Source organism: Pseudomonas sp. RA_15y_Pfl2_54 (assembly GCF_963971015.1).
Lineage (GTDB): Bacteria > Pseudomonadota > Gammaproteobacteria > Pseudomonadales > Pseudomonadaceae > Aquipseudomonas > Aquipseudomonas baetica_A.
On sequence record NZ_CAXAPN010000025.1, the window covers coordinates 57,499 to 73,382 of the forward strand.

Below are 15,884 nucleotides of genomic sequence, written 5' to 3' on the forward strand. Positions count from 1 at the left end.
GCCTTGGTAATGGAATGTTCAAGCTCAGCCACTGAGCACGTCACGAATCATCTGCAACAATGCGTCCGGGCTGTAAGGCTTGCTGAGCAAATGCGTGTCGGGGCTCAATTGGTGATTGCGCGAAATGATGTCGCGGGTATGCCCCGAGGCGAACAACACCGCGACCGGTGGCGTCTGCACCTTGGACCAGGCAAACAGATCGGAGCTTTTGATCAGCCCCGGCATGACCACGTCGGTGAAAATCAAGTCCACGTCGCAGCCTTCGAGCAACATCTGCATCGCCACGTCGCCATTACCGGCGGTCAGCACGCGATAACCTTCCTCGCGCAGCAACTCGACCGCCGAAGCACGCACAGCCTCGTTATCCTCGACCACCAGAATCGTCTCGTGACCACCCCTCAGCTGACTTTCGATGTTCGGCGCTTCTTCGCGGATCGGTCGCAGGCTGCGCGCAAAGTACAACTGCACGCATGTCCCCTCACCTGGCGTACTGTCGATCTCGACATGCCCGCCACTCTGTTTGACGAAACCGAAAACCATGCTCAGGCCCAGCCCCGTGCCCTGACCGTCAGCCTTGGTGGTAAAAAACGGCTCGAACACTTGCTCCAGCATCTGTGGCGGGATGCCGGGCCCCATGTCGCTGACCGCGACCCGGACAAAGTCACCGGGGGTGATGCCCTTACCGACACAGAACTCGCCATCGAGAGCAACGTTGGACGCACTGAGCACAATGGTGCCCTCACCCTTCATCGCATCCCGTGCGTTGATGGCCAGATTGAGAATGGCGTTTTCCAATTGATTGCGGTCGACATTGATGTGCCACGGTGCTTGCGGCAGTTGCACATCAATCTGAATGGTTTCGCCCAGCGCCCGCTGGAGTAATTCACCGACACCTTCGAAAATCTGCTGCAGGTTGCACACCGCCGGTGACAACGGCTGACGCCGGGCAAACGCGAGCAATTGCGAAGACAATTTGGCCCCGCGCTCGACCGCCGCCAACGAAGCGCTGACCCGACGCTGCACGTTGGCGTTATTGGGCTCATGGCGAGCCAGCAAATGCAGATTGCCGGCGATCACCTGCAACAGGTTATTGAAGTCGTGAGCGACGCCGCCGGTCAGCCCGCCGATGGATTCCAGTTTCTGTGACTGGCGCAACTGCTCCTCGGCGGCCAGTCGCGCACCGACTTCATCGGCGACACGCTGCTCGAGGTTGCGGGTGAATTTGAGCAGGGATTCCTCGGCAATCTTGCGTTCATGAATATCGATCAACACGCCAGGGAAGCGAAACGGCTCACCCTGCTCGTTGAATTCGCAGGCTCCACTGGCCAGTACCCACATATAACTGCCGTCCGGACGCAAAACCCGGTATTCGGCGTTGTACGGCTCACCGGTCTGCAATACCTGATTGACCCGCTCCTGCACCCAGGCCAGGTCATCAGGGTGAATCCTGGCATTGGTGAGCGCCTGAGGCACATCGGTCAGATCCTGATCCGCCGGGTACGAGAACGTCCGAGCGAAACGCTCATCCGCCGATAACACATCATTGCGCACATCCCAGACAAACGAGCCGAGCAAGGCACCGGCATTGAGCGCCAGACGCACCCGCTCATTATCAGCGCGGTAAGCGTCTTCAGCGGCCTGGCGCAAACGCTCGGAACGCATGAACTCCGTGGTATCAACCACTATCGCCATGACCCCGGACGGCACCCCTTCATCGTTGGCGACAGGGCTGTAATACAAATCCAGGCAGACTTCTTCGGGAATGCCATCACGCAGCAGCACCATGTCCTTATTGCGAAACGACAAGGTGCCACCGGCCAGACAGGTATCGACGACATGGCGGTTGAACTCGGCGACTTCCGGCCAGCCCAGCTCCACCGGTGAGCCCAACAAAAATGGATGGCGGCCACCGGCAAACGTCGAATAGGCGTCGTTGTAGATCATGTAGCCAGCACGGCCCCAGAGCATGACCAACGGCAACGGCGACGCCAGCATCATTTGCACGGTGCTGCACAGGCTGGCGGGCCATGTCTCCAGCGGCCCCAGTTCGGTTTGACGCCAGTCGAACGCGCAAATGCGTCCGGCCATTTCGCCTTTCCAACCTTCACAACCGTGGCTATCGGATAAAAACTGCATCGCCTGACTCGGTGTCCTGTGGTGGTTGCCCGATCAATCACTACGCCCAAACGACGCGGCGTCCTTGTGTTTCGAGCATCGCAGGTCGTATTGGTTTCATAAGAGGTATAGCCGGTTTCATAGCCTGCTCAGGTTCAAACCCCGATCAGATGTTTCAGCGGGTGATAGCCCGTTTTCATCTTGGCGGCAACGTCGAGAATCGCTTTCTCGATACCGTTCAGGTGCACGCACGTCAACTCGATCGCGGCGCTCTGATCGCCGGCCTCGATGTACTCGATCAGGCGCAGGTGTTCGTTGTCGCGGCAGGCTTCGTGGCTGTCGTCGTCCAATGCGGCGATGTACAGGGAGGCACGGGAAATCAGCTTCTGAAACCAGTCGAGCAGTACCGGGTTATTCAGGCTGCGTGCAAGTTTGAGGTGGAACTCACCAAGCAGATGAATCAACCGCTCGTGGTCGCCGCCTTCATGGGCTTGATCTTCCAGCAACAGGTGATCGCGCAGCACCTGCATCGCCGCAGCGTCCTTGCGTCGACACAGCTCGGTGACAATACCGATCTCGATCAGGCGGCGGGTTTCGAACAGCGAGCGAATTTCTTCGTTGCTGGGCAACGACACCGATGCCCCTTTGTTGGGTTCGGTGGTCACCAGGCCCTCGGCTTCCAACTGCTTGAGCGCGGCCCGCACTGAGGTGCGGCTGACATTAAATAATTGCGCGAGCGAGGCCTCGCCCAGTTTCATTCCCGGACGCAGTGAGCGCTTGCAGATCGCCTCGTAAACCCCTTGGTAGACGCGGTCGACCGTGGTTTCCAGTTTCTTTTCGGTCACTCCAAAGCTCCTTCATTGCTGGCAACGCTGCCGTGGCGCATGAACCGTGGCGCAGAATATCGCCTTCGGCCCCAAGATGCAGGCTCTTGATGGCAAGTCGTGACCGGGGTGGCTCGAGAAATGTCCGGGCAAAAAAAATCGCAGCCTGCGGCAGTGGCTTGGAAAAGTCATCCCAAGGCGTTGCCGCAAGCTGCGATCTTTTGACGTTCGCGGTTAATCCGTGCCGTATTTCGGCGAACGTGGGCCGTACAGCAGGCCTGCCGGGTGCCCGGCTGACAACAGACGATTGCTCGCCACACCGGCAATCGGGTAACCGGCATCGGTCGAGCTCTTGATGATCTGCTTCACTGCCGCCGTGATCAGCATGCCGATCAGGCCACCGCCGCCGTTATTGTTGCCCTCTTCGCTCGACGCCCGAGCGGAGCCGGTCCACAGTGTGATGCCGGATTTCAAGTCGACCAGTTTCGCCGTCGCAGTGACTGCGGTTTCGCTGCTGATCACCATGTAACGCGTACCGTACTCGGTCACGGTGATGTACAGCGCCGCATCCGCACCAAAGATTTCCTTGAGCTTGTTGGGCGGTGCCTGATGGATATCGTCTGGCGTGGTCAGGCCGTTCTGACGGAACGTCTCATCAACCAGCGCGATCGGCAGTACGTAGTAACCGGCTTCCGCCAGCGGGAACGTCACTTGCGACAACAGGCTGTACGACGCCTTGACGTCCGGCGAGGTGTTCAGCGGCGGCAGCACCAGAATGCTCTTCGGGCGCGCTTGTTTGTACGCCGAATAATCCACGGTCTTGGGTTTTACACAGCCACCAAGCATGCTCAGCGCCAGCACGCCCACCAGCAGCTTCACCGCACGCGGGATCATTTCGCATCTCCGGTCTTGGCGTTTTTAAGCAGGAAATCCATGTACGTGCCGGACTCTGGGAACAGGGTCTTTTCGGTACGGAACTGCTGCACCATCTGATCGTCTTTGCCCATGCTCAGGTACAGCAGACCGAGGTGCGCGTGGTATCCCGGTGGCACGGCCTTACCCGTGGAACGGATCTTCTGCAAATCGGCTTCCAGTGCTTCTGCCTGGGCTTCTTTCGGTGTTTCGCTCTTGAAGTACTCGTAGACCTGGGGTTCGTAGCCTTCCCACTGGTACAGGGTTTGCGGGCTGCTGCAACCGGCCAGCAGAGCGCTGGCGGCCAGCGTCAGGGCCATCAGCGACCGCGACAAAGTCAAATTCATTGGATGTTGCTCCTTGCAGTGGGCGTCAATCAGTTGCCCGGTTTCCAGGCACCGGCGTTCATGCCATCAACCAGACGATTGATCGCCTCGCGCATGGCCAGATCCAGGACTTTGCCGTTGAGGGTGGAGTCATAAGCAGCGGTGCCGCCGAAACCGATGATTTCGCGGTTGGACAAGGCGTACTCGCCGGCGCCCTGGGTCGAATAGACCACTTCGGAGGTGCTGATGTTGACGATATTGAGGTTGACCTTGGCGTAAGCGATCTGGGTCTTGCCACGACCAAGAATGCCGAACAACTGGTGGTCGCCAATCTCTTTGCGACCGAATTCGGTGACGTCACCGGTGACCACATAATCGGCGCCTTTGAGACGCTGAGCCTGGCCCTTGATCGCGGCTTCCTGCTGGATTTCGCCCATGTTGTCGCGATCGAGCACGGAGAAACGGTTGGTCTGCTGCAAATGCGTGATCAGGATGGTCTTGGCCTGACCGCCGAGACGGTCGACACCGTCGGAGAAGATCCCGCGCATGTAGCTGGAGCGATTATCAAACTTGCCCACCGCCATCGGCACGCGAACGCCAGTCCAGACTTGAGTGGCGCTTTCTACCTTGGCCACCGGCAGCGCGCGGGAGCTTTCGGTGGCGCAACCGGCCAGCGTGCCGGCGATGGTGCCAAGCACGGCGATTGCAACGCCTGAGACCAGCATCCGGGAGATCATTCTCACTGAATATTCCTTCTTGAAAAACGGTATGTCCCGGCACGGTAACGTGATGGGGCGCGGAAAAGGGGCCGCATTATGACAAAGTGCCATCATTGATGACAGATTTTTTTGACGCCAATGGATTGGCCAATCCCCGCATACCAAAACAACTGTGGGAGCGTGCTTGCTCGCGTATATGGAGTACCCGATGAATACTCTCTGGCTGGCAGATTGCTTTCGCGTGCAAGCTCGCTCCCAAAGGGTTTGTGTTGATCAGGGGTTTAGTGGAAGTCGCGGCTCTGCACGCGGATGCCCTTGAGCAACGGGCTCAGGTCGCTCAGGCGGCCGGCGATCAGGTGGCGCACTTCGCCCTCGCGCTCCCAGCGGCCATCAACCTTGAGCAATTGCGAGCCGACCAGTACCTGGCGTTGACGCTCGGCCAGATCGCGCCAAACCACCACGTTGACGTTGCCGAACTCGTCTTCCAGGGTCACAAACGTCACGCCGCTGGCGGTGCCTGGTCGTTGGCGTCCGGTCACCAACCCGGCAACGCTGACCGGGCGCCCGTGTTCGATTTCGAGCAACTCCTGCGAACTGCGGCAACGCCGCGCCTTCAGCTCGCCTCGTAACAACGCCAGCGGATGCGGCCCCAATGTGGTGCCAACGGTCGTGTAATCGGCGTGCAGATCCTCGCCGACGCTGGGTTTGGGCAGCACCACGCCGGGCTCTTCCTGACTCGGTAGCCCGGCGAACAGCCCGAGTTGCTTCTGCACCCCGGCCACTTCCCAGCGCGCCCGATGCCGATGACCGGCCAAGCCGCGCAACGCCCCGGAATCGGCCAGCAAGGCTTGCGCTCGACTGTCGAGCCCGGCCCGTTCCCCCAGATCGGCAACATCGGCGAACGCCCCACGCACTCTTGCGGCTTCGATGCGCCGGGCATCGTCCTCGCGAAACCCCTTGATCATGCGCAGGCCCATGCGAATCGCCGGTTGTGCGCCAGTGATGGGTTCCAGGCTGCAATCCCAGTCACTGGCACGCACATCCACCGCACGGATCTGCAACTGATGCCGACGGGCGTCCTGGAGAATCTGGTCCGGGCTGTAGAAGCCCATCGGCCAACTGTTGATCAGCGCACAAGCGAACGCCGCCGGTTCGTGGTACTTGAGCCAGCAACTGGCATACGTCAACAAGGCGAAACTGGCAGCGTGGGACTCAGGAAAGCCGTAACTGCCGAAACCTTTGATCTGCTCGAAAATCTGCGCGGCGAATTCCGGCGTGTAACCGTTTTTCTTCATGCCGGCGGCGAGTCTTTCCTTGTGTGGCTCCAGCCCACCATGACGCTTCCACGCGGCCATGGAGCGGCGCAACTGATCGGCTTCACCGGGGCTGTAATCGGCGGCGACAATGGCGATCTGCATCACCTGCTCCTGAAACAGCGGTACGCCAAGGGTGCGTTTGAGCACCACTTCCAGTTCCGGCGACGGGTAGGTCTCCTCCTCTTCCTTGTTTCGGCGGCGCAGGTACGGATGCACCATTCCACCCTGGATCGGCCCCGGCCGGACGATAGCCACTTCAATCACCAGATCGTAGAACTTCGCCGGTTTCAGGCGTGGCAGCATCGACATCTGCGCCCGGGACTCGATCTGGAATACGCCGATGGTGTCGGCGCGGCTGATCATGTCGTAGGTGGGTTTGTCCTCGGGCGGAATCGTCGCCAGGCTCAGATCCAGATGGCGATGACGGCGCAGCAAATCGAAACAGCGGCGGATCGCACTGAGCATACCGAGGGCGAGGATATCGACCTTGAGCAGCCCGACCGCGTCGAGATCGTCCTTGTCCCACTGAATGATCGTACGGTCGGCCATCGCCGCGTTCTCCACCGGCACCAGACTGTCCAGGGGCTGTTCGGAAATCACGAAACCGCCGGGGTGCTGCGACAGATGCCGGGGGAAACCGATCAGTTGCCCGGTCAGGCTCAGCACCCGGCGCAACACCGGGCTGTCAGGGTCGAACCCGCCTTCGAGCAAACGCGCCAGCGGCGGCGTTTCATCGCTCCAGTGGCCGCAGCAATCGGCCAGTGCGTTTATCTGATCCGGCGGCAGGCCCAAGGCCTTGGCCACATCGCGCACCGCGCCGGCGGCGTGATAGGTGCTGACCACCGCCGTCAGTGCCGCACGATGTCGGCCGTAGCGGCGGAACACGTATTGCAGGACTTCTTCACGGCGTTCGTGCTCGAAGTCGACGTCGATGTCCGGCGGCTCGTTGCGCTCCCTGGACATGAAGCGTTCGAACAGCAGCGTGGTGCGATCCGGGTCGATTTCCGTAATGCCCAGGGCAAAGCACACCGCCGAATTGGCCGCCGAACCACGGCCCTGACAAAGAATTTTTTGCTCGCGGGCGAAGCGCACCACGTCGTGCACAGTGAGGAAGTAGCTTTCGTAGCCGAGTTCGGCGATCAGTTCCAGCTCATCGTCGATCTGCTTGAGCACTTTGGGCTGTGGCCCTTTCGGCCAGCGCCAGGCGATGCCCTCTTCGGTCAGGTGACGCAACCAGGTACTGGCGCTATACCCCTCAGGCACCAGGTCCTTGGGGTATTGATAACGCAACTGGCCCAGGTCGAAAGTGCAGCGTCGGGCCAGGCTCACCGAGGCCTGCAGCAAGGCCGGCGGGTAGACCTCGCGCAGCACCTCGACGCTGCGCAAATGCCGCTCGCCATTGGGGTGCAGGCGTAAACCGGCCTCAGCCACCGGAACGTGATGACGGATCGCGGTCATGGTGTCCTGCAAGGCGCGCCGGCCACGGGCGTGCATGTGTACATCGCCGCTGGCCACCGGCGTGATTCCCAGCTCAGCGGCCAGACTCGACAACGCCGCCAGCCGCCGCTGATCGTCCTGCCCGCGGTGCAACTGCACCGCCAGCCACAGCCGCTCGCCGAAGGTTTGCTTCAACCAGCGACCCTCTTCCCTGTCATCCACCGAGTCCGGCACCCACAACACCAGCAACCCGGGCAGCGCTTGGCTGAAATCCTCGCGCAGCACCTGGTACTGGCCTTTCTGCGTGCGCCGCCGGGCACGGGTGATCAAACCGCACAACGCCTGATAACCCTCGAGGTTCTCCACCAGCAGGACCAGTTTCGGGCCGTTGTCGATGCGCACTTCACTGCCGATGATCAGCGGCAGTTCAACGGATTTCGCCGCTTGCCAGGCACGCACAATTGCGGCCAGCGTGCATTCGTCGGTGATCGCCAGTGCCTGATAGCCGTGTTGTTTCGCCCGCTGGAACAGTTCCAGCGCACTGGACGCACCACGCTGGAAACTGAAGTTCGACAGGCAGTGCAATTCGGCATAACCATCGCTCATGCAAACCAGCCTTGCAGCCACAACGGCCCACCCTCGCCCACGGTTCGATAAGCCCAGCCTTGCTGACCGGCGCGGTTCTGGATCAGGTAATAGTCGCGGCGCACATCGTCACCGTCCCACCAGCCTGACTCGATACGCTCCGGGCCCATGAGAATCCGCGCCGAACCTTGCGGCACGCTCTGCGGTTCGCCCAGCAACCAGCCCGGACGATAGACACTGGGCAAACCTGCACAGCGTTGTTTGTCGACGCCGTTCTGCCAGGCGCATTCGGGCCGGTGATCGGCCTGAAAGCGCAGCCCTTGCACCGCATCATCGCCCAGTCGTGCGCGCAGACGTTCGCGCAATTGCTCCCAGGGCAAGGTCTGCTGTGGGCGGTCGTCGAACAGTTCCTGACATTGCGGCACAAAACTCGGCAGATCTTCGGCGCGCAAACGAAAACCGCGTACCGGCGCTTCGACCTGCACTTGTTCCAGTCGCCCACGGGCCAGTTCGAAGAGCATCGCCGGATCGCGCTCGGCGCTGAGCAAGCCGACTTTGATCACTGTGTCCGGCAACCCGGCGTGTTCAAGATGCAAATCGAACCGCTGCACGCCGCTGTCGCGTCCACAAAGGAATGCCGACAGGTCAGCGGTCAGACGTCGTAACGGGAACAGCAGCGCCTGATGGGATTGCACGTCGAAATTGAGTTCAATACGTACATCGAAACGGTCCGGTGGCAGGTAGAACGCCAGCGCGAGTGGACGTGCGCCGGACAAGGTGTCGAGGTGCTTGAGCATTTGCGCCTCGAAACGCCGGGCCAGCGCCTGACGCGGCAAGCTTTGCACCTGACTGAGGTTGCGCAGGCCCATACGCGACAACGCCGTGGCTACAGCCGGCTCCAAGCCAACGCGATCGACGGGCAATTGCCCAAGGTGATGCTGCAAGGCTTCGTCGTCCGGTACCACCAGGCCGTCATAAGCATTGGCCAACACCCGCGCCGCCACCGGGTTTGGCGCGGCGACGATACGGTGACGAAAACCCAGATCCGTCAGTTCCTTGCGCAATCGCGCCTCGAACTGCGCCCAGGACCCGAACAGGCCCAGGCTCGACTCGATCTCGAACACCACAGTACGCGGGTAATGCACGCTGACTTGCGCACTGAAACGGTAGGCCCATGCGGCCAGAAACTGCTGCCAGTGCTCGACGTCGGCAACATCATAATCCGCCGTGGCAAAGCCCTTGCTCAAGGCTTGCGCGGCGGTCATTGACTGACCGGGCCGCAGCCCGAGTTGGCGCGCCGCCGGGTTGACCGCTTGCAGCACCCGGCGCTGGGCCGGACCGCTGAGCAGCACCAATGGCTCGTCGGGATCGGGACGCTGACGCAGCACCGCGTCCAACGCCAATTGCGCAAACACAATACACACCCAGCGCATGACGGCCTCAGTGCCCCACGGCAAAAGCAATCGGTGCCGGGCGCGCCAGTCCGCCACGGCACTTGAGGATACGTAATTGCGCGGGTTTGGCGTCGATGGCAATCCGTAAGGCAGCGGGCGAAGGGTTGATCGCTTCGCTCAACGGCCGCCACGCAAATGCCAGGGTCTGGCCCGTTTCCGCCGCTACCTGCAAACGCCGCAACGCGCGGTCATCCGCCTTGTGCGGCCAGCACAGCACCGCACCACAACTGCCTGAGCGCAGGCATTGCTCCGCCGCCCACAAGGCATCGCGCTCACTGGCCTGAATGACCGACAACTGGCGAAGATCGACCCCGGCGTTTTCCCACGCCTGGGGGTACGGCACGAAGGGCGGTGCAACCAGCACGATGCGTTCACCTGCCGCCGATAACCGCGCCAATGTCGGCCAGACCAGTTGCAGTTCGCCGACACCGGGGCCGGCCAACAGGATTTCGCTCAACGCGGCTTCCGGCCAGCCACCGCTGGGCAGCGCCGCATCCAGTGCCGCATGCCCGGTGGGTTGCGGACTGGCGGCCGGTGGCGCAGGCCGGCCCTTCCAGACCTGGCCGCCATTGAACAGCGTATCCAGCGCAATGACGGCGCCCATCAGCCTTGCCTCACCAGACCGCAGAACACCCCTTCGATGGCCAGATCCTGATCATCGCCCACGACAATCGGCCGGTACGCCGGGTTGCGCGGCAACAACCGCACCCCATCGCCGACACGTTCGAAGCGTTTGATGGTGACTTCACCGTCGAGGCGCGCCACGACGATCTGGCCATTCAGCGCCTCGGGATGGCGTCGCACGCCGACCAGATCACCGTCGAGAATGCCGTCTTCGATCATTGAGTCGCCCTGCACCCGCAGCATGTAATCCGGTGTGCGAGAGAACAGCGCCGGGTCGAGCATCAAGCGGCTATGAATCTCGGCATCGGCGCCAATCGGCGCACCGGCGGCCACACGACCAAGCACCGGGATATCGAGCCACTCCGGGCGCGCCGGTTGCCCGAGCAAGCGAATGCCCCGGGCCTGATGCGGGTTGACCTCGATAAACCCGGCTTCGGTGAGCGCCAGCACATGCTTGCGCGCCACGCTACGGGAGGCAAAACCAAAAGCCTCGCTGATTTCAGCGAGGCTTGGGGGCTGACCGTGTTCGGCGATGCGTTCGCGGATAAAGGTCAGGATGGCGGTGCGGCGGGGAGTCAGATTGGTCATGGAGTACATTTGTACTCCTGTAGGATTTTCCTGACAAGCACCATCAGTCAGGTGGGTGTCGCGACAGAAAAATGTGAAACATGTGACAGGATGTTTACGATTTTTTTACTAATGTTCTTCTACAGTTACACACGTTACTGCGTGTGTTTTCTATTCATGTAGAGGAAGGTTTGACATGGCTTTGGGCAACGGACTGCGTTCACCGTCCATCACTTCTACGCGACTGGTGTTGCTGTTTCCCTGGCGCTGGTGGCGTTGTACAACCTGGCGACCTGGAAGGCGCTGGGCACACTGATCACCCTGCAAGGCGCGTACAAACTGGCATTTTTCGCCTCTTTCGGGCTGTTTTTATGGTCCGCAATCACTCTGCTGCTGACCCTGGTGTCGTTCCGCTGGACGCTGAAACCGGTGCTGACCGTGGTCGCCCTGCTCTCGGCTTGCGCCGCGTATTTCATGAACGAATACGGGATCACCATCGACACGGTGATGATCCAGAACGTGTTCGAAACCAACCCCGGTGAAGCCACCGCGCTGTTGAGCGGCAAGCTGATGGCCTATGTGCTAGTGCTCGGCGTACTGCCGGCGGCGCTGATCTGGCGTTGGCCGGTGAGCTATCGACCGTTCTTTCGCGGCCTGCTGAACAAGATTCTGGTGATCATCGCCTGCGTGCTGGTGATCGCGGCCTCGGTGGGCACGTTCTATTCGACCTACGCGCCGATCTTTCGCGAAGAAGACAAACTCACCCACTTCATCAACCCGACCAACTACATCTACGCGATCAGCAAATACACCAAGCAACGCCTGGGCATCAAAAAGCACTTCGTGGTGCAGGCTGTCGGCGAAGACGCAGTGATGAGCGCCAAGGCTGCCAGCCGCGAGAAGAAATCGCTGATGGTGTTCGTGGTCGGTGAAACCGCCCGCGCCGATCACTTTTCGTTGAACGGTTATGAGCGTGAGACCAATCCAGAGCTGAGCAAACTGGACATCCTCAACTTCACCCAGGTGCATTCCTGCGGCACGTCGACAGCGGTGTCGGTGCCGTGCATGTTCTCGATGTTCCCCCGCGAGGATTACAGCGACAAGAAAGGCAAAACCTACGAAGGCCTGCTGGACATCCTCCAGCGCGCCGGCGTGCAAGTGCTGTGGCTGGACAACAACAGCGACTGCAAAGGCACCTGCCTGCGCGTACCGCATCGCGATATTTCGAAGAACCAGCCGGGACCGTTCTGTGACGGCAACAACTGCCTCGACGAAGCCTTGCTGGCCGATCTGCAAAGCTACATCGACAGCCTCAAGGGCCACGCGATCATTGTTCTGCATGCCGATGGCAGCCATGGCCCGGAATACTACGAGCGCTATCCGAAGGACATGGAGCGTTTCAAACCAATCTGCCACACCAACCAATTGGGCAGTTGCAGCCGTGATGAGCTGGTGAACGTCTACGACAACACCATCCTCTACACCGACCATTTCCTGGCCAAGGTGATCGAGTTGCTCAAGCGCAATCAGGATGCACTGGATACATCGATGGTTTACGTCTCTGATCACGGGGAATCGTTGGGGGAAAACGGGTTGTATCTGCATGCAGCGCCTTATGCACTGGCACCCGAGGCACAGACCCATGTGCCGATGGTGATGTGGTTTGGCAACAACACCTTGGCCAGCGAAGGCATCGACCGGGGCTGCCTGCAAGGCAAGACCGGCCAGGCGGATCTGAGCCATGACAACCTGTTTCATTCGGTGCTGGGGTTGTTCGGGGTGAAGACCTCGCTGTATCAGCCGGGGCTGGATATTTTCCACGGCTGCCGCCCGTCCATGACCGCCGCACAATAACCCGCCCCCACAACCCCCTTGTGGGAGCGGGCTTGCTCCTACAGGGGATGGTGTGTCGCTTGAGAGGTCATTGACGCTTGAGGATCTGGTCCATGACCCAGTCGGTTTTCAGGGCCTGTTCGGCCATCGCCGGGTGTTGCGAATCACCGCGAATGTGGGCGTTCATGCCCAAGACGTGGTGCCATTGGATGTGTTCGTGATGGGGGATGTCCAGGCTGACGGTTTGATCGGTATGCAATTGAACGGGATGTTCATCAAACACCGAAAAGCTGATTCGCCCCTGGCTGCCGATGATCTCGACCCGATCCTCGCGCCGATCGGCAACAAAGCTCCAGCACCCCATGCCCAACGCTCCGCTGGCGAAGCGCCAACTGGCGCTGACCGCATCTTCCGCCGCGTACAACCCGGCCTGATGCGCGGTGAAACCAGCGACATCAATGATGTCGCCGAGCAAATACTGGAACAGGTCAATGCCATGGCTGGCCAGATCGGCGAAGTAACCGCCACCGGCGACCGCCGGATCCGTACGCCAGTTGTGACGCCCATCCAGGTCTGCGGAGGACGGCGCTTTGGTCAGTGTCCAGCTCAGGTGCCGCACCGCGCCGATACGCCCCTGCTCCAGCCATTGCCGCACTTGCGCAAAGCGCGGCAACGAACGCCGATAGTAGGAAACGAACAGGTGCAACCCGGCGTCGGCAAACGCCTGCTGCATCTCACGGCTTTGCCCGGCATTGAGCGACATGGGTTTTTCCACGCAGCCATGTTTACCGGCGGCAGCGACTTTCAGGCTGTAGGCGTGGTGACTGTCGGGAGGCGTGGCGATGTACACCGCGTCCACCTCGGGATCGTTGATCAGCGCATCGACATCGGTGTAGACCCGTTCGATGCCGTGGCGCGCGGCGTAATCGCTCACCGCCTCAAGACGTCGTCCCATCACCGCCACCAGCGCCGAACCGGGAGCCTTGTAAAAGGCCGGCCCGCTCTTGCGCTCGGCGACGCTGCCACAACCGATCATGCCCCAACGCACCACGTCCATTGTTGCCTCCCTGTGTCTTGACGATCAGCCGATACGCAAGGCACGCAGATCGAGGCGCCCGTCCTTGAGCGGCGGGCACCAGTAGTAGCCGCCGGTGATCGGCCGGCTGATGCGATACAGACCATCGGTGATGCCATCTTCCAGACCGCTCATGCGGCGCAGTTGCGCTTCGAAGGCATCCAGCGAAAAACCGAACGCGAGGAACATCAAACCGGCGCGATGACCCTCGATCCACGGCATCGAGCGACGCACGACAAACGCCTCAGGGGCGAAGCTTTCCTGCGCCGTGCGTTTGACGTGGGCGGAAATGGGTGCGTCGTCGATTTCTTCGTTGTCGCTCAAGCGACGGCCCATGATGTTGTCCTTGTCTTCGGCGGACAATGTGTGAAAAACCTTGAGGTCATGCTGCCACTGCTGGATCGCCGCGAAGCTGCCACCAACCAGGCCTTCAGCGCCCTCTGCTAGCAACGCAGCGGCAATAGCCGCTTCATCGTGCGGGTTTTCAGTACCGTCTTCGTAGCCCGTCAGGTCATGACCTTCCTTGTGGCGGAAGGCTTCCTGGGCCTCTACCAGACACAAGGCCGGCGCCAGAGCGGCTTCAAAAGCATTGCAACGATTGAGCAGTTCACCACGGTCGACACCGTGCAGCCAGACCCACAGCGCGTGCTGGGTCGACGGGTTTTCCACGCCGACGCCGGTCATGGCCGGGAAACTGCGCAGGCCGTCGATTTCTACGTTGAGGGCCCTGGTCAGGGATTCACCGAAACCGACCACCACCGACTTGCCATCCACCAGATTCATCAGGTTGTCGATCGCCTGCGGCAGTGCTGCAACCGACTCAAGGGCGAAGAACAGATGACGTGCTTGCGCAGGAACAGGGGTGGCGAGAATGCCCGGCTGGTAGTAACTCATGTGAACTCCTTGGGAAAGTGCGCGGGAGTTTACCCCTGGCCAGAGGATTTGTGTGGGTTCAGATGCCGCAAAACCCTCACCCTAGTCTTGTCTCAGAGACGAAGGGCCGTTCTCAATACGCCACGCACTCGGGCTCATCCCTGTCCAGCGTTTGAACGCCCGGCGAAAGCTGCGCACATCGCTATAACCGGCCTCTTCGGTGATGCGCTCGATAGACATATCCGGATTGGCCAGCAGACTCAGGGTGCGCGCCTGCCGCACTTGCTCCTGTAAAGCTTCAAACGTCAGCGAATGCTCGGTCAAACGCCGGCGCAAGGTGCGGCTGCTCATGTTCAGGTCGCAAGCAATCTTCTCGATATGAGTGCCACAAGCAAGATCCCGAGCTATCGCCCGCTCCACGGCCTGAATCAGATCGAGCTTCTGATGCACCTGCGCGGCTTCAAGCTCCAGCAAGGCCACCGCCTGACGCAACGCCAGCGCATGATGATTGGGCAGCTTGACGTCCAGCCATTGCACATCGATCAGCATACGGTTGTGCAGGCAACCAAAGCGCACGTCCGGCCCAAGCAGGCGGTGGTACTCGCTCAGGTAGCCTGGCGCGGCATGGACAAATTGCACGGCGATCGGCTTGAAATCCGCCCCGGCCAACGCCCGACCGTACACCAGGAGGCTGGCGAAAAACTCCTCGACCGCAAACACCTGCACATCGGCGAACGGCAAGCGACATTCGGCATCGAGATGCACTCGGTCACCCACCACATCGACGCTGGACACCACAATCGCGCCGGAGGTGTGCTGATGGCGAATCCCTACGGAAAACGCATCACGCAAGGTTCTGCACAGCGATAGCACATGTCCGAGCAAACCGAGCGTGCCAAGCACGTTCTGCGCCCCGACCCACAGGCCGAGCCCCTGATTGGGCAGCACTTTGAGCGCACGCTGAATCATTGCCACAGCCTGGCGATAGGAAATCCGTTGCGCCGGATCCTGCAGGTCTTCGAGAGTAAAACCCAGACCACGGCACAGGCTCTCGGGCTCGACGCCGTTGATTTGCGCGACTTCAGCCAGGGTTTGCAGGAGGAACGGCGACACCAGCGCCAGTTCGAAGGTCGGGTCTTGGACTTTTACGTTCATGAGCGGCTGACATTCCGGATTACGCTTGATTGTTATTTTTGTTACCGGTTATGTCGAAGAAAGTTAGCA

The 15,884-nt window shown here is 60.7% G+C and carries 12 protein-coding genes and 1 pseudogene; 1 reads left to right on the forward strand and 12 read right to left on the reverse strand.

Going from position 1 to position 15,884, the window contains the following annotated elements; translation table 11 throughout:
- Positions 1–24: 24 nt before the first annotated feature.
- From AACY50_RS18550 to lexA, 9 genes are all read right to left on the reverse strand, one after another.
- The gene (locus AACY50_RS18550) at positions 25–2,136 is read right to left on the reverse strand and encodes a hybrid sensor histidine kinase/response regulator (protein WP_339464524.1); all 2,112 of its coding nucleotides are present in this window, start codon (positions 2,134–2,136) and stop codon (positions 25–27) included.
- A gap of 134 nt (positions 2,137–2,270) precedes the next feature.
- A complete protein-coding gene (locus tag AACY50_RS18555; protein ID WP_339538969.1) occupies positions 2,271–2,960 on the reverse strand; it encodes a GntR family transcriptional regulator in 690 nt (229 codons plus the stop codon).
- Between the two features lie 213 nt (positions 2,961–3,173).
- On the reverse strand, positions 3,174–3,833 hold the full coding sequence (locus AACY50_RS18560) for a DUF799 domain-containing protein (RefSeq protein ID WP_339538970.1): 660 nt from the start codon (positions 3,831–3,833) through the stop codon (positions 3,174–3,176).
- Positions 3,830–4,198, reverse strand: a complete 369-nt coding sequence (locus AACY50_RS18565) for a DUF4810 domain-containing protein (protein ID WP_339432907.1) — start codon at positions 4,196–4,198, stop codon at positions 3,830–3,832. The genes AACY50_RS18560 and AACY50_RS18565 overlap by 4 nt, the downstream gene beginning before the upstream one ends.
- A gap of 29 nt (positions 4,199–4,227) precedes the next feature.
- Entirely contained in the window at positions 4,228–4,914 is a 687-nt protein-coding gene (locus AACY50_RS18570; RefSeq protein WP_221732772.1) for a CsgG/HfaB family protein, read from the reverse strand.
- 263 nt (positions 4,915–5,177) lie between these two features.
- The gene (locus AACY50_RS18575; protein ID WP_339538971.1) at positions 5,178–8,276 is read right to left on the reverse strand and encodes an error-prone DNA polymerase; all 3,099 of its coding nucleotides are present in this window, start codon (positions 8,274–8,276) and stop codon (positions 5,178–5,180) included.
- Positions 8,252–9,667 carry a Y-family DNA polymerase gene (locus AACY50_RS18580; RefSeq protein ID WP_339432905.1) on the reverse strand — a complete coding sequence of 472 codons (1,416 nt, stop codon included), beginning with the start codon at positions 9,665–9,667 and terminating at the stop codon, positions 8,252–8,254. The genes AACY50_RS18575 and AACY50_RS18580 overlap by 25 nt, the downstream gene beginning before the upstream one ends.
- 7 nt (positions 9,668–9,674) lie before the next feature.
- Complete coding sequence (gene imuA, locus AACY50_RS18585) at positions 9,675–10,292, reverse strand: translesion DNA synthesis-associated protein ImuA (RefSeq protein ID WP_221732761.1); 618 nt, start codon at positions 10,290–10,292, stop codon at positions 9,675–9,677.
- Positions 10,292–10,909 carry a transcriptional repressor LexA gene (gene lexA, locus AACY50_RS18590; protein ID WP_339432904.1) on the reverse strand — a complete coding sequence of 206 codons (618 nt, stop codon included), beginning with the start codon at positions 10,907–10,909 and terminating at the stop codon, positions 10,292–10,294. Before lexA ends, imuA begins: the two co-directional genes overlap by 1 nt.
- Before the next feature lie 166 nt (positions 10,910–11,075).
- Here lexA and AACY50_RS18595 point away from each other — a divergent pair.
- A pseudogene (locus AACY50_RS18595) lies at positions 11,076–12,733 on the forward strand (phosphoethanolamine transferase).
- A gap of 67 nt (positions 12,734–12,800) precedes the next feature.
- On the opposite strand, the gene AACY50_RS18600 reads toward AACY50_RS18595, so the two are convergent.
- The 3 genes from AACY50_RS18600 to AACY50_RS18610 all read right to left on the reverse strand — a co-directional run bounded on the left by AACY50_RS18600 (position 12,801) and on the right by AACY50_RS18610 (position 15,815).
- A complete protein-coding gene (locus tag AACY50_RS18600) occupies positions 12,801–13,769 on the reverse strand; it encodes a Gfo/Idh/MocA family protein (RefSeq protein ID WP_339432903.1) in 969 nt (322 codons plus the stop codon).
- Positions 13,770–13,793: 24 nt separating this feature from the next.
- Positions 13,794–14,681 (reverse strand): Dyp-type peroxidase, encoded by an 888-nt coding sequence (locus AACY50_RS18605; RefSeq protein WP_339538972.1) that lies wholly within the window; start codon positions 14,679–14,681, stop codon positions 13,794–13,796.
- An 81-nt stretch (positions 14,682–14,762) separates the two neighbouring features.
- Positions 14,763–15,815, reverse strand: a complete 1,053-nt coding sequence (locus AACY50_RS18610) for an AraC family transcriptional regulator (RefSeq protein WP_339432901.1) — start codon at positions 15,813–15,815, stop codon at positions 14,763–14,765.
- Positions 15,816–15,884: the final 69 nt, after the last annotated feature.

Excerpts from the sequence above, each read along its gene's own strand:
- AACY50_RS18550 (WP_339464524.1), bottom strand. The coding sequence starts at position 2,136 with ATGCAGTTTTTATCCGATAGCCACGGTTGTGAAGGTTGGAAAGGCGAA.
- AACY50_RS18560 (WP_339538970.1), bottom strand. The coding sequence starts at position 3,833 with ATGATCCCGCGTGCGGTGAAGCTGCTGGTGGGCGTGCTGGCGCTGAGC.
- AACY50_RS18565 (WP_339432907.1), bottom strand. The coding sequence starts at position 4,198 with ATGAATTTGACTTTGTCGCGGTCGCTGATGGCCCTGACGCTGGCCGCC.
- AACY50_RS18570 (WP_221732772.1), bottom strand. The coding sequence starts at position 4,914 with ATGATCTCCCGGATGCTGGTCTCAGGCGTTGCAATCGCCGTGCTTGGC.
- AACY50_RS18580 (WP_339432905.1), bottom strand. The coding sequence starts at position 9,667 with ATGCGCTGGGTGTGTATTGTGTTTGCGCAATTGGCGTTGGACGCGGTG.
- imuA (WP_221732761.1), bottom strand. The coding sequence starts at position 10,292 with ATGGGCGCCGTCATTGCGCTGGATACGCTGTTCAATGGCGGCCAGGTC.
- lexA (WP_339432904.1), bottom strand. The coding sequence starts at position 10,909 with ATGTACTCCATGACCAATCTGACTCCCCGCCGCACCGCCATCCTGACC.
- AACY50_RS18600 (WP_339432903.1), bottom strand. The coding sequence starts at position 13,769 with ATGGACGTGGTGCGTTGGGGCATGATCGGTTGTGGCAGCGTCGCCGAG.
- AACY50_RS18605 (WP_339538972.1), bottom strand. The coding sequence starts at position 14,681 with ATGAGTTACTACCAGCCGGGCATTCTCGCCACCCCTGTTCCTGCGCAA.
- AACY50_RS18610 (WP_339432901.1), bottom strand. The coding sequence starts at position 15,815 with ATGAACGTAAAAGTCCAAGACCCGACCTTCGAACTGGCGCTGGTGTCG.